This window comes from Paenibacillus albiflavus, from assembly GCF_004344915.1.
In the GTDB taxonomy this organism is placed as follows: domain Bacteria; phylum Bacillota; class Bacilli; order Paenibacillales; family NBRC-103111; genus Paenibacillus_AM; species Paenibacillus_AM albiflavus.
In genome coordinates this window covers 352,222-366,632 of the sequence record NZ_SKFG01000002.1, presented here as the reverse complement: position 1 = coordinate 366,632, position 14,411 = coordinate 352,222, and the positions used below count along the sequence as shown (strand labels likewise).

Below are 14,411 nucleotides of genomic sequence, written 5' to 3'. Positions count from 1 at the left end.
TGTAATCGTATATCTCGCTGCCTGTAGTTTAGTCGATGATCTGTGCACCTAGTACGGTTGTAAAATGGTTGAGTGCCCAGCGTTCCGCCTCGGGATTAAAATCAGCTACTGCATTTCGATGAATAATGATGCCATAACCTTTGTTGTAAGCTTCCATTGCGGTATGAAGAACACAGATCGATGTACACACACCAACCAAATGAAGCTCTGTAATCCCACGTTCCCGCAGGATCATATCAAGATTAGTGCCTGCAAAAGCCGAGTATCTTGTTTTGTCCATCCAATGTACATGCGGCTGATTCTGGTTCTGTACATAGAGTTCGCTTAGCTTGCCAAATAATGCACGTCCCTCTGTTCCTTCGATATTATGAGGCGGAAACAACTTGGTCTCCGGATGATACTTGTCACCTTCCGTATGAATATCAACCGCGAATATAACTTCGTCTCCTGCAGTGATAAACTCCTGTGTGATAGCGGTAATGTCATTCTCAATTGCAATCCCTGGTTCTCCACAAGTTAGTGCACCGTTGTCTGCCACAAAATCATTCGTATAGTCGATGACGATTAATGCTTTTGCCATTATGAACAACTCCTTTTTAAATTATTTAAACAATATTATTGATTAATGTATTTTGTTATGGATGAAAAAACTTCGATCATGTCTTGGGTGATGGATCAACATAGATCGAAAGATGCGGAACATAACTATTCGCAAATTGGTATAGCTGTGCTGGTCGCTGAGAGAACTCGGTAGAGAACTCATTCTGGGCAGGAATGACGATTGGCTGCTTCTTCGTTAGAAGCATTTTGCGAATAAAATTCGTTTTCGTAATTTGGTAAGATGGAACGACGGTTTGAATAACCTGAAGAAGCTCTGCAAGTGTAAATTTACTTGGTAAAAATTCTCTGGCAATTGTCGTCTGCAGCATTAGCTTCTGTATGTAAGTAACTGCGTCCGTAATAATTTGCCTATGATCAAAAGCTAGATCAAGCTTCGCTACTTCCTCAATCGTAAATAGCTGAACGTCATCAGCATCATCCGCAGCCTTGCGGTTCGCTAAATACTGTTCATTCACAAGTGCGACATGTGCCGCTGATAGAATCCAGCCACGCTTATCACGTCCAGGTGTGTCATAGAGCTTAAGCAATTCAAGATAAATATTGTCTACTCCTGTTTCTTCATAGAGCTCTCGCTGCGCTGTTTCAAGCAATGTCTCATCCGCAGATGAGAACCCGCCTGGTAACGCCCACTTTCCTTTCTCAGGATGCCCATTACGTTTAATTAGTAATACGCTTAAGCTGCGCTTCGGAAGGCATTTGGTACTGCCGCTTAGCACTTCACTGGTGATCGTGAATATCACAATATCTGCCGTAACGCCTATTGGACGTTCATATTTATTCGGGTCATAGCTCTGGAGAAACTCTTGCTCTGCTTGAAGCTCTGCTGGGTTCATAATGATACCTCGTTCAATTCAGTGATTTCTGATATAGATTTATCTTAAAGGAACAATGAACGAAAGTCAATATTAACGAAACGATAATATTGAAATAATATTATATAATATCTCGATGTCACACAAATAAAGAGCCTGCCCCTATAGGCAAGCTCTTAATAACTATCTTTTATCCAACTACGTCTGTAATGAATTTCTCCAACTTGGCGACATCCGTAATGTGCTTATTACAAGTCGTACTGTCCACACACATATAATTACCAATGGCTTTGTAGTAATCTGATGCAGCATTTGTTGGCTTGAACTTGGTAATCGCGGAATAGAGCGCAACTTCTTGCGGCCTATTGCATAAGAAGCATGTGCTTTTCTTCGTCAGTGGAGTATATCTTCCTTCGATTCCAACCAACTTCCCATTAAGATGATACACGATAAATAATCTATTCGTAGCAATATCGGTCCAGCCGAGATACGTGATATAGCGGTAATCAATGGATTCTAAGTCTAGAACTTTAAGCTTCTTGATCTTCGGAAAAAGCTTCTTGATCTGCTTCTCGGTTACCGTGTCGAATGCAATTAGGTTTGTCTTTAGAGAACTTAAATATTGCAGACAATCATCATTGGAACTTAATGCTGCGGCCTGATCTAATTGTTCGATCTGAAGTTCTGTTGCCTCTGGAAATGCTGCTATTATTCTTGCATGAATGTTATTCTTAACACCATTAATCACTTTCTTGTCTGATACGTTGTCATACGCTTGCTGCAGCAGACCGACCTGCCTAGTTATCAAATTATACTGATGGTTTCTAATAAATGTCATCGTCATTTCGACTCAGCCCCTTATTTTGGATAGTCAATCAATAAGGTGCAAAGCCATTATTAGAAACGATATATGCTCACTTGGGCGACAAGGTTAACGATAATTGTCCAGCCCCATGCAAAGTATCGCCCCAACAATAGGCTTTGCATGAGTCGTTGTGATGCTGGCAAAGTGATTTGCCATCCCCTACCAACCTCCTTTTCAGATAATTATAAAATATAACTCTGTCTTACTGCAACTTCGCGGATTGAATTCACTTCATACCTGTAACCTCAGCAATAATTTCATAAGAACGTAGCCGAGCCGATTGCTCATAAACCATTGAATTGATTATGATTTCATCAGCCTTTGTTTCATCAAGAAATGCTTGAAGCTGAGTACTCACTTCTTCTTTGTTCCCAATTATTGAGGATTTCATCTGATTCATCAAAATGGTTTTCTCATATGCCGTCCAAATACCGTCCATCGAATCCACAGGTGGAGCTAATTGTGCAGGTGTATTACGGATTAAGTTTAAAAAGGACTGTTGATGTGAAGTAGCAATATAGCGTGCTGCCTCTGTTGTATCCGCAGCATAAACATTCACGCCAACCATGACATAAGGCTTCTCCAATACTTCAGAAGGCTGGAAATTGTCGCGGTATAGTCTAAGCGCTGGAAGCGTATTTTCGGCTGAAAAATGGCTTGCAAAAGAAAAAGGTAGACCTAACTTAGCAGCTAAAGCTGCACTGAAACCACTGGAACCAAGCAGCCAGATGGGAATTTCTTGCCCTTCTCCTGGAATAGCTCTTACACGATTATGCCTAGAATCTTTATCTAGGTAATTTCTAAGCTGGTCTACTTGTTCTGGGAAATCTTCTCCATTACTGCGAGAATCACGACGAAGAGCAGCCGCTGTCAGCTGATCACTTCCAGGTGCGCGACCTAATCCGAGATCGATACGACCAGGATACATGGCCTCTAGTGTGCCGAATTGTTCTGCTATAACGAGCGGAGCATGATTTGGCAGCATAATTCCGCCAGAACCAACGCGAATCGTATGTGTTCCTCCAGCTACATAGCCGATCACAACTGATGTCGCTGAGCTGGCAATCCCTGGCATGCTATGGTGTTCAGCAAGCCAATAGCGCTTATAGCCCCATTGTTCAGCATACTGTGCTAATTGCAGCGTGTTCTTAAATGATTCGTTTGGTGAGCCTCCTTCAACAATAGGAGCCAAATCCAATATGGAATAGGCGATTTGATCTAACTTTTTCATATCCTGATTTTGAGTTTCCATTAGTTCCAGCTTCTTTCTTATGAGTTTTTCATGCTTTCTTTTACTCTTATATTTCGAACCTTATGAGGTGTAACATCGTTACCAAGCGTGTCGATTACAGTTAGACCTACAATCGAGTTGAGAACTTGTCCGCGAATTTCACTTAAATACTCTTGCCGCAATAAAGACTGTTCAAACCTTTCTCCAACTGTTAATCCTTCTTCACGTTGTTTTTTTGCTAATTCATTTATACGTGTTAAGCTTTTAATCATGATCTTCCCTCATTTCTTGATAAAATAAATACAACCAAATTAATTAGCTTGCTAACCATTAATTTATAAAGAGCTGAGCTTAAATGATATTCTCAGCCATTTGTTTCATGAGTCTTCTTAACATTAAGCGTTCTTCTGGTAAAATTCCCTCAAGCAATTTTTCTTGTTGCTTTTTCCAAATGAGTTCAACAGGTTCGTATAGTTCCCTGCCTTTGGTCGTTAGATAAACTCTGCTAACTCTGCCATCCGAGTCATCTTTCTTCCGGTAAACCAAGCCATAGCTTTCAAGTGTTCTCAACATATTGGTAATAGTGGGTGGCTCACAATTCAATCGTTCACATAATTGATTCTGTGTCACTCCATCCTCTCTCCATAAACGGCATAACATCTGATCTTGGCCAACATGAAGATTTAGTTCTCGCAGCATATCCGCGTAATTTCGTCGCATCTGTACGGATATTTTGTCCAGAAGCTCCCGAATTTCATCATCAATCACAGATTTTCTCCAATCTCAGAACCATATAGTTAGTAGGCTAACAATAACATGAAATTATAAACAAAGCAAATTAGAGCAAAATTAAAATGATTACGGCAACAGAAGTATTTTGCCCGTACTCTTGCGGCTCTCTAATAGTCTGTGGGCATCTGCCCCTTCTGCAAGTGAGAATTTAGTTGGAATCTCCAAATGCAGATTCCCTTGACGAATCTCAGCAAACAATGCAGAAGCACGCTCTATCCTATCCTGATGTGTTGTAATATGATTCCACAGATCGCCTCCTGTTAGTGTTTTCGACGTATCCATTAGCATCCGTGGATCTATTAGCGGTGGCTCTCCACCTGCCATCCCATAGAAAACGACGATTCCCTTAACCATTACGGATGAAAAGCTATCCATCAGAGTGGAACCAATCGAGTCATAAGCAATATCTACTCCTTGGCCTTGCTTCGACCAATGATGTACCATTTCGGGCCAATCAGAGTCGTATAACAGCACTTCATCGCAACCAACTTGTAGTGCTTTTTCCCGTTTGCCAGGGGAAGATGTTAGACCGAGTACACGAGCTCCCTTCGCTTTGCACAGCTGAACGAGCAACTGTCCTACTCCGCCTGCAGCTGCATGTACTAAAACTTCATCGCCTGCTTGAACATGGTAGCTATCATTGGTAAGATAATGCGCAGTTAATCCTTGCAGCAGCAATGAAGCAGCCTGATCGAAGGAAATATCTGAAGGAAGTGGAATGATCCGATCTGTCGATACAGCGACAAGTTCTGCATTTGCAAACGGGACATCGGCGAATGCGACGCGATCTCCTACTTTCAGCCCTATCACGTCTGGACCAATATGCTCGATAACACCTGCACCTTCATACCCTAGTATGTAAGGAGGCTGCCCAGCCAAATGATAATTGCCCTTGCGCCGATACACATCAGCAAAGTTAAGCCCAATAGCCTTCATTCTGACGATGACAGAATCGGCTAATAGAATTGGGTCAGGAATCTCACGGAGTTCCAGTACCTCTGGACCGCCAAAACGGTCAAATACCAATGCTTTCATGACCTTATCCCTCCACACTATTTCTACGTATTCTCATTAAGTATTCCATAAATTGGATGGTTATACAAATGAAATAAAAATACGCCTAGACGGTATTAGTCTGGGCGTATGTTGATCTTCTTCATGCGTGATTAAACCTGCAATAACAGCAGGATAATCGAAGATAAGCTTAAGCAGCCGCTGATTAAACATAAGAATAACACGACCTGCTTAGGGCTTAGCCCGGTACGCAATAATCGGTAATGCGCTTGAGTTGCATCTGCTTGATAGATTGGTTTCTTATGTAGAATGCGTTTAATCACGACCCATATATTATCGAAGATTGGCACGCCTAATGCCAGAATCGGAATAAACAGCGATAGTACCGTTGCTTGCTTGAATGCGCCGTCAAGTGCAATGACAGCTAGTATAAAACCTAGGAAGGTTGCACCCGCATCACCCATGAATATTTTGGCTGGCGGCTTATTGTAACGCAGGTACGCTAACGTAACCCCTACGAGTATAATAGCCATCATTGCAGAGTCACTCTGCCCCTTTGCTAATGCCACGACAAAGAGCGTCACGGCCGAAATCGTCGACAAACCACCTGCTAACCCATCCATTCCATCCGAGAAGTTGATCACTGTTGTAACACCGAAGATCCACGCAATCGTAAGGATAAATTCAAGTATGGTAGGCAGTTCAACAAATATGCCGTTAAGTGGATTATAGAACCCGCTAAAAGTAATCCCTGACGCATAAACTAGGATTGCTGCTGAGATCTGAACGATAAACTTAGGTAAAGCTGGAAAGTCCTTGCCATTTGTCTTATACCAATCATCTACCGTGCCTATGCTTAATAATAGAATGGATCCGAGCAGGATCGCGCCAGTCTCAATAGTAAATCCTTTGATAAAAATTAAAAGTGCAATTGCGAATCCGATAAAAATGGCGTAACTCGCTGTAAGTGGAATCGGTTCACGGTGAATCTTCCGTTCCTCATTTTGTCGAGGTTTGTCCACAAAATCAATTCGGAAGCCTAATTTTCGAAGTGGAGGAATTAATAAATATACAATCATAAATGAAATCGCAAATGCTGCAGCATATATAATGGCGATCAACTCCCTTTTTTTATCCTAATATATAGACGCGGGCAATTGTCATAAAGTTTCAAAAATTGTTGATTACGATATGTCATTTTACTTCACGAATGGTGCATGCTATAGTTTATTCAATTACGTAATTACATAACGATACCATCGAAATAGAGGTGTAGTCATGAGCAATACGAGAGATTATGGCGCTGAATTAGATGCAATAACCATACAATTGAATGAACTGAAGCAGCTCGTCAATCATCTAGTGCATCCTGCACAATCTTCAGGCAAACCGTTAGTTGCATCTAATACCTTAGGTAATGATCAAATTCGTTCACAGTATAATGACGATATGGGCGCTATTTACTATTCTGGCCAATACCGAGGGACAAGCCTAATCAAATGGTCACCCCAGCTCAGAAGTGTTGCGCATGTGCTCGGGCAAGATAGCGACAAGATTGCTAAAGTTCTAGCTGCTTTAGGAAATAAACAACGATTGGAAATTTTAACTGCTGTGATGCACGAACCCCTTACTGGTCCTGAGATTGTCGAACGTCTAAATATGGGGACAACGGGCCAGTTATATCATCATACAAAAGCATTGTTAGGTGCCGATCTCTTGGTTCAGGAAGACCGCGGTGGCAAGTATTCCTTGCCTATCCATCGTTCACTTCCACTCCTTCTATTGCTTGCTGCTGCCTCAGACTTGCTCGATACGAGCGACTATATGGAGTTAGCAGAAGCTCGGAATCATACTGATGACTACTTGAATACTTCTCAACAGGAATATGATCCCCATCATTTGCTCTGGTCATTAATCGAGAATTCGATCTTAGAATATCAAGCTGGCTATTGTACTGAAATCAATATCATGATGCATAATGATCGCTGTATAACGGTAGCAGATAACGGCAGAGGAATTCCGACTTCAGCATTGCCTGATTCTAACATAACGTCTGTTCAATCTGTTCTTACCCAGCTTGGACAACATAATTCTAGTGCTTCTATAATGGCGAGAGGTACGGCAAAAGGCATTAATCTCCCCATCGTTAACGCCATGTCCGAACAGCTATCAGTCGAAATTCGTCGTGATGATAAGATCTATAAGCAAGATTATAAGCACGGGATTCCTCAAACTAATTTGTACGTCATCGGCGTTACGAAGGAAACGGGAACAAGCCTTACATTCGTGTTGGATCGGGAACTTTTCACTGTCGGATTTAATCAGGGAACCATCGCGGATCATATTGCGCAGCAAGCTATCATTTACCCTAATTTAAAGTTTCAAATCATATAAATTCGCAAACAAAAACACAGTGTGCCAGAATGAATGGCCACTGTGTTTTACTGTATTAGCCAAAAGCTACTCTGCAGTCCCAAATCTCAAAGCATTTCGTTCGCGAGCCTTCTCAGCCTCAATCTCACGATTGCGCGGCTCAGCATTCGTTACAAGGGTACTTAATAGTTTACTAGCAGCAGCCGTCACTTCCTCCACCGCTAATTGAAAGGCTTCCTCATTCACCTTCGATGGTGCATTAAATCCTGACAGCTTTCTCACGAACTGAAGCGAAGCTGCTTGAATCTCCTCTTCGGTGGCTGGTGGATCAAAGTTAAACAAAGTCTTAATGTTACGGCACATATGAACATTCCCTTTCCGCAAGCGATATTTTTCTATATTTTACTATTAATTCACAAAATAATCAGCAAACTTCTAATATGCAGTATCCGGGTAGTGAGCTAGATATTGAATCATTTCATCCGTAATCTCCCATTTGAAAATGGAAGTTAGGACTGGATCTCGAAAAAATGCATGGATTGCTTGACGATTATACGCTGCTGAATAAGCTTCAAACTGACAGCTCCCTTTGTCTGCATGAAGCTTTTGCAAATTTGCAGCTTTCGAAGATGCTTGTTTACTATAATCAAACTTCGATAGACTTATGGAAACTATCGCTTGATTCCGAGAGGTACGAGCATAAATGATCCGTGCATGGATGTCATAGACCAGACTATATACGGTATCCTCTCGTTTGGCAGTTGATAATATTCTGAATGCATCTTCAACACGAACCTCATCCGTATCTGCTTGCAATGCATCCGCAACGATTAGATAACGATCCATCGAATTACATTCATACTCATCACGGTCGAACCAATGTCTTATACCCAGTTGAATATCCTGATTAGCTTTGGAATAAACCGTGTTTGTCATGACAGGCAAAGGCAGTTGTTCATCATGATGGACGATCATTTGTCCATTAATAAATTCGATGATCGCGCAATCGCCGCTAGCATCCGCCAACAAATAATGGAGCTTGGTCGTACTCTGATCAATCCGTACATTTGATGCCGCATGCAAGGCTTCTTCAACGGTGCTGCAAGTATCAAGCAAATATTGAATCCAGTACAATTCATTTAGTGAAGGCCATTCGTCTGCAGTTGGATATTCGGATTGCCAAAGCGTTGTTTGCTCTACAACTAGCCCAGCTTCATTCATGCCGCCATTCGGTTGATCTTTGGCCACTTGCGAAATTGTGATACTTCCATACTTCGAAACCCATGCAGCTGGCGTTCCTGGCGGCATCACCAGTGCTGTTTTATGCAGATCGCGATGGTTCGTAAATAGATGCACCCCCTCATAGATGACATCTTGATTCTTGCATATCCAATTGACTTTATTCCGTTTCAGGTGAAAGACAGTGCTCATCCTTACCCCTCCTTTTCTTGTAGCAACCTGCATAGTTCATTTTCATTTCCATTCTCAATTTGATGAAGGAACGCTTCACATAACTTCGGAATATCGTCGTTAGGCATATGCAAAATAGCTGTGAATCGTGTAATAAGCGCTTGTTTATACTTCTCTACCTGAAGCTTGGCTAACTTGTTTTGATATGCTTCAGTCTCATCGCTCTCTTCACCGCTATTGAGCTTTTGCGTCAAATAGAGGATTTGTACATCTACTTTTGATTCAGGTGTTAAATCACGTAAATAATAGTTGTGATCAATCAGTAGATTGGCCTCTACTTTAAAATAATCTGCTAATACCTGTAGCCTCTCCAGCGGAACAGGACGTCTCTTCTTAACCCAATCATTAAATTGTTGAGGGCTAAGCCCAACAACCTTACATACGCTGGTATATGACACTTGATGAATAAGAGCCAAATATTGCAGGATAGTCATAGTTTGTATGCCTATGGTTGTTTCCATGTTTTATCATCCTTTGACGTATTTTATGTCATTATAACATTGACATATTATATGTCAACGGTATTTATTATGCTCTATGGATTAAATGGATTCCTAGATCGTTTGTTGAATAATTATCATCCGTTGTTTATGATAATCGATGTAGCTAAAGTTAATTAAACTAGGTGATATGAAATGGCGAATATATTTATCATTGAAGACGATTCGAAAATAAGAACAGAATTGCATACGTTATTGACCAAATATGGTCATACTTGTTCATTCTCTGATGAATTTGAGCAGGTAGTTTCCATTGTTCTAACTCAAAATCCAGACCTCGTGCTGCTAGACATTAACTTGCCGATGTTTGATGGTTATCATATATGTCGTGAAATCAGGCTGTCCTCGAATGTACCTATTATCATGGTGACAAGTCGTAACAGTGATATGGATGAGCTTATGAGCATGCATCTAGGTGCTGATGATTTTGTGACCAAGCCCTATAATACGCAAATACTGCTAGCTAGAATTAATTCGCTTCTAAAACGAACTTATAGTAATGACCATACAAATACGTTAACCCACAAAGGGGTTACCCTAGATTTATCCAAGAGCATTGTCAGCTATGATAGCCAAACTGCCGAGTTAACAAAGAACGAATTGCGAATCCTCCATCTACTTATGGCACATACAGGCTCTATTGTTACTCGCGACGAGATAATGAACGATCTTTGGCAATCGGATGAATTTGTCGATGATAATACTTTAACCGTTAATATTAATCGTCTCAGACGCAAGCTCGAGTCCATTGGAGTTATGGATTACCTCGTCACAAGACGTGGACAAGGGTATCTGGTATGAATCTCAGAAGCTACTTGAAAAGCAAGCTCTTGTCTATCTTTATCCAACTATCAGTCGTTGCATTCACTACTCTTTTGCTTACCGTACTTTTAGTAGATCGATATGCTGTTATTTTCATCGCTGGACTCTATATTGTCGCAAGCATCGTTATGCTAACCATCGAATATGTTACTAAACGTGGCTTCTACAATAAACTCATGACTCAGCTGGATACATTGGATCAGAAATATCTCCTATCCTCAATCATGCCAGAACCAAACTTTCTGGAAGGGGAAATTCTACAGGAAGTGCTAGTCACATCGAATAAAGGAATGAATGATCAAATTGCTCGATATAAAATTTCTTCCGAAGAATATAAGGAATACATTGAGACCTGGGTGCATGAAGTAAAGACACCGATTGCGTCCAGCAAGCTGATCATCGAGAATAATGCAAGTCCCGTAACCCGGAGCATCGGTGAGGAACTGAGTAAGATCGAGGACTTTGTCGAACAAGCTCTCTTCTATTCCAAGAGCAGCAGTGTTGAGAAGGATTACATTATCAAGGAAGTTTCCTTAGAAACGCTTGTCAAAGGCATCATTCGCAAGAATGCCAAAGCACTAATCGAAAGTAAGTTTACGATGGAGCTAAAGCAACTATCCTATAACGTCTATACCGATACGAAATGGATCGATTTTATCCTCGGTCAGATTATTGCTAATTCGATAAAATACAAGCGGGATCCTGCCAAAATCAGCTTCTATGCACAGGAAAATGCAAATTCCATTACGCTTTACATCGAAGATTTTGGAGTTGGCATTGACGATAAGGACATTCCGAAGGTGTTTGATAAAGGCTTTACAGGTCAGAATGGTCGTAAATATGCACAATCAACAGGAATCGGGCTTTATTTATGTCGAACTTTATGCGATAAGTTAGGCTTGCAGCTATCGCTTACATCCAAAGGAAATAAGGGCGTAATCGTAGCGATCGTCTTCCCCGTCAATCGAATGATGCTTTTCGAGTCGTAGTCATACGGCTCTTCTCTATTTTATATACCTTACATTAATGTAAGGTTAACGTAAGTATAGCTTATGGTTCGGTATGTTAGCTCTTGTTAAGATGACATCAAGAACTTATTACTGGAGGATAACAATACATGGACACGATCTTAAAAGTGCAAAATATTGAGAAATACTACGGCAACAAAGGCAATGTGATGAAGGCGATCGATAACATAAGTTTTGAAGTTGAGCGTGGTGAATATATCGGCATTATGGGTGCATCAGGAAGCGGTAAGACTACCTTACTTAATTGCATCTCCACGATTGACACAGTGACTTCAGGTCATATCTTTATTAACGACCAAGACATTACTTCGCTTAAAAGCAAGAAGTTATCCAAATTCAGACGTGAGCAGCTCGGCTTCATTTTCCAAGATTTCAACTTATTAGATACGTTAACGGCGTATGAGAACATTGCTCTAGCGCTTACGATAATGAATATACCTGCTGGTGAAATCCATCAACGCGTACATGAAGTTGCGGACAAGCTGATGATTACAAGCGTATTGAACAAGTTTCCTTACCAGATTTCAGGCGGTCAAAAACAACGTGTAGCAAGTGCTAGGGCCATTGTGACGAATCCTTCGCTAATTCTGGCGGATGAGCCAACAGGAGCGCTGGATTCCAAATCAGCCAAAATGCTGCTAGAAAGCATGGAGACGCTGAATCAAGAGATGCAAGCTACGATTCTGATGGTGACGCATGATGCTTTTACGGCAAGCTATTGTAAGAAGATCTTGTTTATCAAAGATGGCAAAATCTTCACTGAGCTAATCCGTGGCAATGACACACGCAAGCAGTTCTTTAATCAGATCATTGAAATTGTTGCCCTTCTAGGAGGAGACAATAGCGATGTTATCTAAACTATCTCTGCGCAATGTCAAACGTAGCCTGAAGGATTATACGATATATTTTGTAACCTTAACTTTTGCGGTGTGCATCTTCTATGTGTTCAATTCCATTGAATCCCAACAGGTTATGCTTGATGTCACGGCTGGACAAGCCTCCATCTTTGATACGTTAACGATGGTAATGGGTTACTTCTCCTTCTTCGTATCGATCATCTTGGGATTTCTCATTATTTATGCCAATAACTTTCTCATTAAGAGAAGGAAGAAAGAATTAGCGATCTACATGATCCTTGGAATGGAAAAAAAGAGCATATCCAAAATTCTCATCGTTGAAACGTTGACCATCGGTATCATTTCGTTAGCAGTCGGATTATCGTTAGGTGTGCTGCTTTCGCAAGGATTAGCTGTTGTTACAGCCAAAATGTTCGCCGTTAACATGAAGTCGTTCCATTTTGTATTCTCGTTACAGGCGCTCCTGAAATCAATCTTGTATTTTGGCGTTATGTTCTTATTTGTCATAGTCTTTAACTCCGTATCCATATCCAAATACAAATTGATTGATCTCCTTCATGCTAGAAGGAAGAATGAAACATCTTCATCTCTAAAACTATGGGTTTCTGTCTTTATTTTCATAGTTTCCGTTGCTTGCCTCGGCGCTGCTTATTATCTGATCCTGAATAACGGCATGATGACGTTCAACAATGAATTCAAGTTATCCGTTCTGTTAGGCGGAGTGGGAACATTCCTGTTCTTCTTCTCACTCTCCGGTTTCCTGCTGAAAATCGCGCAAAGCAACAAGAAGCTGTATCTACGTGAATTAAACATGTTCATTCTTCGACAAATCAATAGCAAGATCCGCACGACCTATATATCGATTACGATCATCTGCTTAATGCTGTTTGTGGCGATCACTACGTTATCAGTTGGAATGGGAATGTCGAGCGTAATGACGAAGGATGTTGAAGCAGTAACCCCTTTTGATGCCACGCTTACTTTCACCAAGTCGGACAAGGTGAAGCAGTTAAATGTGGAAGAAACTTTAAGTAAAGCAAATGTTGATTTAAGTACTATTACGAAGGAATCTTTAAGCGTTAATTACTATCATGTGCACGATATCTCCTATCGCAGTCTGATCATTGGCGGAACGGAGAAGTTTAACAATCCTTATCAACTTGAAAAAATCGAGAATAGTTCACCTGAATTGATCAGTCTATCGGACTACAATAAACTATTGGTTATGCAAGGATTGCAACCCGTTACGCTTAGTGAACATCAATTTGCGATTAATGCAAACTTTGAAGATATGCAGACCGTTTTGAACTTCTTTCTGCACAGTAAGGGGACATTAACAATCGGGCAAGTTGAGCTTAAAGCTGTAACTGCTGAAGTTATGGATCACACGCTGGAAACTACGACGCTTAGAACTGATTATGGTACTATTGTCGTACCCGATCACATTGCTCAAACTCTGGAGCCAGTTAAAATGCAGCTATCACTCAATTATCCAGAATCAAGTGATTTCTATGAGCAAATGTATCAGCAAGAAATGTCCAAGATGTTCGTTGGTCCTAGCTTCTTTAGTATGAGTAAGGCGGAAGCATTCGATAAGAGCCTAGGCGTAAAAACAGTTATCGCTTATCTTGCCATCTATATCGGCATTGTTTTCTTGATTACAAGTGTAGCCATACTCGCTCTCCAACAGTTATCTGAATCAACCGATAATCTTGAGCGCTATCATCTGCTTAAGAAAATCGGTGTCGAACAGCAAATGATACATCGTTCCGTGTTTACACAAATCGAAATTTATTTCTTGATGCCATTGGCACTCGCTATCGTACATTCCATTGTAGCGATTAATGCAGCGAATCAGGTTATCTTCCAATTCGGATCTATGGATATTTCGACCGATACCATCATAACAGCTCTATCGATCCTCGTGATCTACGCGGGCTACTTCTTCGCAACGTATTTGGGAAGCATAAATATGATTAAAGATAAGAAGTAATTGATCACAAGAAGAAACGGTTACACCGTCTTA

Annotated in this window: 16 protein-coding genes; 5 read left to right on the top strand and 11 right to left on the bottom strand. The window is 40.9% G+C overall.

Going from position 1 to position 14,411, the window contains the following annotated elements:
• Nucleotides 1–28: 28 nt before the first annotated feature.
• From E0485_RS04885 to E0485_RS04850, 8 genes are all read right to left on the bottom strand, one after another.
• Nucleotides 29–580 (bottom strand): cysteine hydrolase family protein, encoded by a 552-nt coding sequence (locus tag E0485_RS04885; RefSeq protein WP_132416834.1) that lies wholly within the window; start codon nucleotides 578–580, stop codon nucleotides 29–31.
• 76 nt (nucleotides 581–656) lie between these two features.
• Nucleotides 657–1,454: an NUDIX domain-containing protein gene (locus E0485_RS04880; RefSeq protein ID WP_132416833.1), complete on the bottom strand. Its 798-nt coding sequence runs from the start codon at nucleotides 1,452–1,454 to the stop codon at nucleotides 657–659.
• Between the two features lie 169 nt (nucleotides 1,455–1,623).
• A complete protein-coding gene (locus tag E0485_RS04875) occupies nucleotides 1,624–2,277 on the bottom strand; it encodes a FusB/FusC family EF-G-binding protein (RefSeq protein ID WP_132416832.1) in 654 nt (217 codons plus the stop codon).
• A gap of 247 nt (nucleotides 2,278–2,524) precedes the next feature.
• Nucleotides 2,525–3,550, bottom strand: coding sequence for an LLM class flavin-dependent oxidoreductase (locus tag E0485_RS04870; RefSeq protein ID WP_235857412.1), 1,026 nt, complete (start codon nucleotides 3,548–3,550; stop codon nucleotides 2,525–2,527).
• A 17-nt stretch (nucleotides 3,551–3,567) separates the two neighbouring features.
• Nucleotides 3,568–3,801 (bottom strand): DUF896 domain-containing protein, encoded by a 234-nt coding sequence (locus E0485_RS04865; protein WP_132416831.1) that lies wholly within the window; start codon nucleotides 3,799–3,801, stop codon nucleotides 3,568–3,570.
• A gap of 79 nt (nucleotides 3,802–3,880) precedes the next feature.
• Complete coding sequence (locus tag E0485_RS04860) at nucleotides 3,881–4,297, bottom strand: MarR family winged helix-turn-helix transcriptional regulator (protein ID WP_235857411.1); 417 nt, start codon at nucleotides 4,295–4,297, stop codon at nucleotides 3,881–3,883.
• 90 nt (nucleotides 4,298–4,387) lie between these two features.
• Nucleotides 4,388–5,356 (bottom strand): quinone oxidoreductase family protein, encoded by a 969-nt coding sequence (locus tag E0485_RS04855; protein WP_132416830.1) that lies wholly within the window; start codon nucleotides 5,354–5,356, stop codon nucleotides 4,388–4,390.
• Nucleotides 5,357–5,487: 131 nt separating this feature from the next.
• Nucleotides 5,488–6,456, bottom strand: a complete 969-nt coding sequence (locus E0485_RS04850) for an MraY family glycosyltransferase (RefSeq protein ID WP_132416829.1) — start codon at nucleotides 6,454–6,456, stop codon at nucleotides 5,488–5,490.
• Between the two features lie 157 nt (nucleotides 6,457–6,613).
• Between E0485_RS04850 and E0485_RS04845 the strand changes: the two genes are divergently transcribed.
• Nucleotides 6,614–7,729 (top strand): ATP-binding protein, encoded by a 1,116-nt coding sequence (locus E0485_RS04845; RefSeq protein WP_132416828.1) that lies wholly within the window; start codon nucleotides 6,614–6,616, stop codon nucleotides 7,727–7,729.
• A gap of 66 nt (nucleotides 7,730–7,795) precedes the next feature.
• On the opposite strand, the gene E0485_RS04840 is transcribed toward E0485_RS04845, so the two are convergent.
• From E0485_RS04840 to E0485_RS04830, 3 genes are all read right to left on the bottom strand, one after another.
• Entirely contained in the window at nucleotides 7,796–8,071 is a 276-nt protein-coding gene (locus tag E0485_RS04840; protein WP_132416827.1) for a DUF2277 domain-containing protein, read from the bottom strand.
• A gap of 72 nt (nucleotides 8,072–8,143) precedes the next feature.
• Nucleotides 8,144–9,139, bottom strand: a complete 996-nt coding sequence (locus E0485_RS04835; protein WP_165921073.1) for a linear amide C-N hydrolase — start codon at nucleotides 9,137–9,139, stop codon at nucleotides 8,144–8,146.
• 2 nt (nucleotides 9,140–9,141) lie between these two features.
• Nucleotides 9,142–9,639 (bottom strand): helix-turn-helix domain-containing protein, encoded by a 498-nt coding sequence (locus E0485_RS04830; RefSeq protein ID WP_132416825.1) that lies wholly within the window; start codon nucleotides 9,637–9,639, stop codon nucleotides 9,142–9,144.
• 174 nt (nucleotides 9,640–9,813) lie between these two features.
• Here E0485_RS04830 and E0485_RS04825 point away from each other — a divergent pair, with 174 nt between their 5' ends.
• The 4 genes from E0485_RS04825 (at nucleotide 9,814) to E0485_RS04810 (ending at nucleotide 14,378) form a co-directional block, all read left to right on the top strand.
• On the top strand, nucleotides 9,814–10,479 hold the full coding sequence (locus tag E0485_RS04825; protein WP_132416824.1) for a response regulator transcription factor: 666 nt from the start codon (nucleotides 9,814–9,816) through the stop codon (nucleotides 10,477–10,479).
• On the top strand, nucleotides 10,476–11,489 hold the full coding sequence (locus E0485_RS04820) for a sensor histidine kinase (RefSeq protein ID WP_132416823.1): 1,014 nt from the start codon (nucleotides 10,476–10,478) through the stop codon (nucleotides 11,487–11,489). The genes E0485_RS04825 and E0485_RS04820 overlap by 4 nt, the downstream gene beginning before the upstream one ends.
• 128 nt (nucleotides 11,490–11,617) lie before the next feature.
• On the top strand, nucleotides 11,618–12,385 hold the full coding sequence (locus E0485_RS04815; RefSeq protein ID WP_132416822.1) for an ABC transporter ATP-binding protein: 768 nt from the start codon (nucleotides 11,618–11,620) through the stop codon (nucleotides 12,383–12,385).
• Nucleotides 12,375–14,378 carry an ABC transporter permease gene (locus tag E0485_RS04810; RefSeq protein ID WP_132416821.1) on the top strand — a complete coding sequence of 668 codons (2,004 nt, stop codon included), beginning with the start codon at nucleotides 12,375–12,377 and terminating at the stop codon, nucleotides 14,376–14,378. Before E0485_RS04815 ends, E0485_RS04810 begins: the two co-directional genes overlap by 11 nt.
• The last annotated feature ends 33 nt before the right edge of the window (nucleotides 14,379–14,411 follow it).

Excerpts from the sequence above, each read along its gene's own strand:
- E0485_RS04885 (WP_132416834.1), bottom strand. The coding sequence starts at position 580 with ATGGCAAAAGCATTAATCGTCATCGACTATACGAATGATTTTGTGGCA.
- E0485_RS04880 (WP_132416833.1), bottom strand. The coding sequence starts at position 1,454 with ATGAACCCAGCAGAGCTTCAAGCAGAGCAAGAGTTTCTCCAGAGCTAT.
- E0485_RS04875 (WP_132416832.1), bottom strand. The coding sequence starts at position 2,277 with ATGACGATGACATTTATTAGAAACCATCAGTATAATTTGATAACTAGG.
- E0485_RS04870 (WP_235857412.1), bottom strand. The coding sequence starts at position 3,550 with ATGGAAACTCAAAATCAGGATATGAAAAAGTTAGATCAAATCGCCTAT.
- E0485_RS04865 (WP_132416831.1), bottom strand. The coding sequence starts at position 3,801 with ATGATTAAAAGCTTAACACGTATAAATGAATTAGCAAAAAAACAACGT.
- E0485_RS04855 (WP_132416830.1), bottom strand. The coding sequence starts at position 5,356 with ATGAAAGCATTGGTATTTGACCGTTTTGGCGGTCCAGAGGTACTGGAA.
- E0485_RS04845 (WP_132416828.1), top strand. The coding sequence starts at position 6,614 with ATGAGCAATACGAGAGATTATGGCGCTGAATTAGATGCAATAACCATA.
- E0485_RS04840 (WP_132416827.1), bottom strand. The coding sequence starts at position 8,071 with ATGTGCCGTAACATTAAGACTTTGTTTAACTTTGATCCACCAGCCACC.
- E0485_RS04835 (WP_165921073.1), bottom strand. The coding sequence starts at position 9,139 with ATGAGCACTGTCTTTCACCTGAAACGGAATAAAGTCAATTGGATATGC.
- E0485_RS04830 (WP_132416825.1), bottom strand. The coding sequence starts at position 9,639 with ATGGAAACAACCATAGGCATACAAACTATGACTATCCTGCAATATTTG.
- E0485_RS04825 (WP_132416824.1), top strand. The coding sequence starts at position 9,814 with ATGGCGAATATATTTATCATTGAAGACGATTCGAAAATAAGAACAGAA.
- E0485_RS04820 (WP_132416823.1), top strand. The coding sequence starts at position 10,476 with ATGAATCTCAGAAGCTACTTGAAAAGCAAGCTCTTGTCTATCTTTATC.
- E0485_RS04815 (WP_132416822.1), top strand. The coding sequence starts at position 11,618 with ATGGACACGATCTTAAAAGTGCAAAATATTGAGAAATACTACGGCAAC.
- E0485_RS04810 (WP_132416821.1), top strand. The coding sequence starts at position 12,375 with ATGTTATCTAAACTATCTCTGCGCAATGTCAAACGTAGCCTGAAGGAT.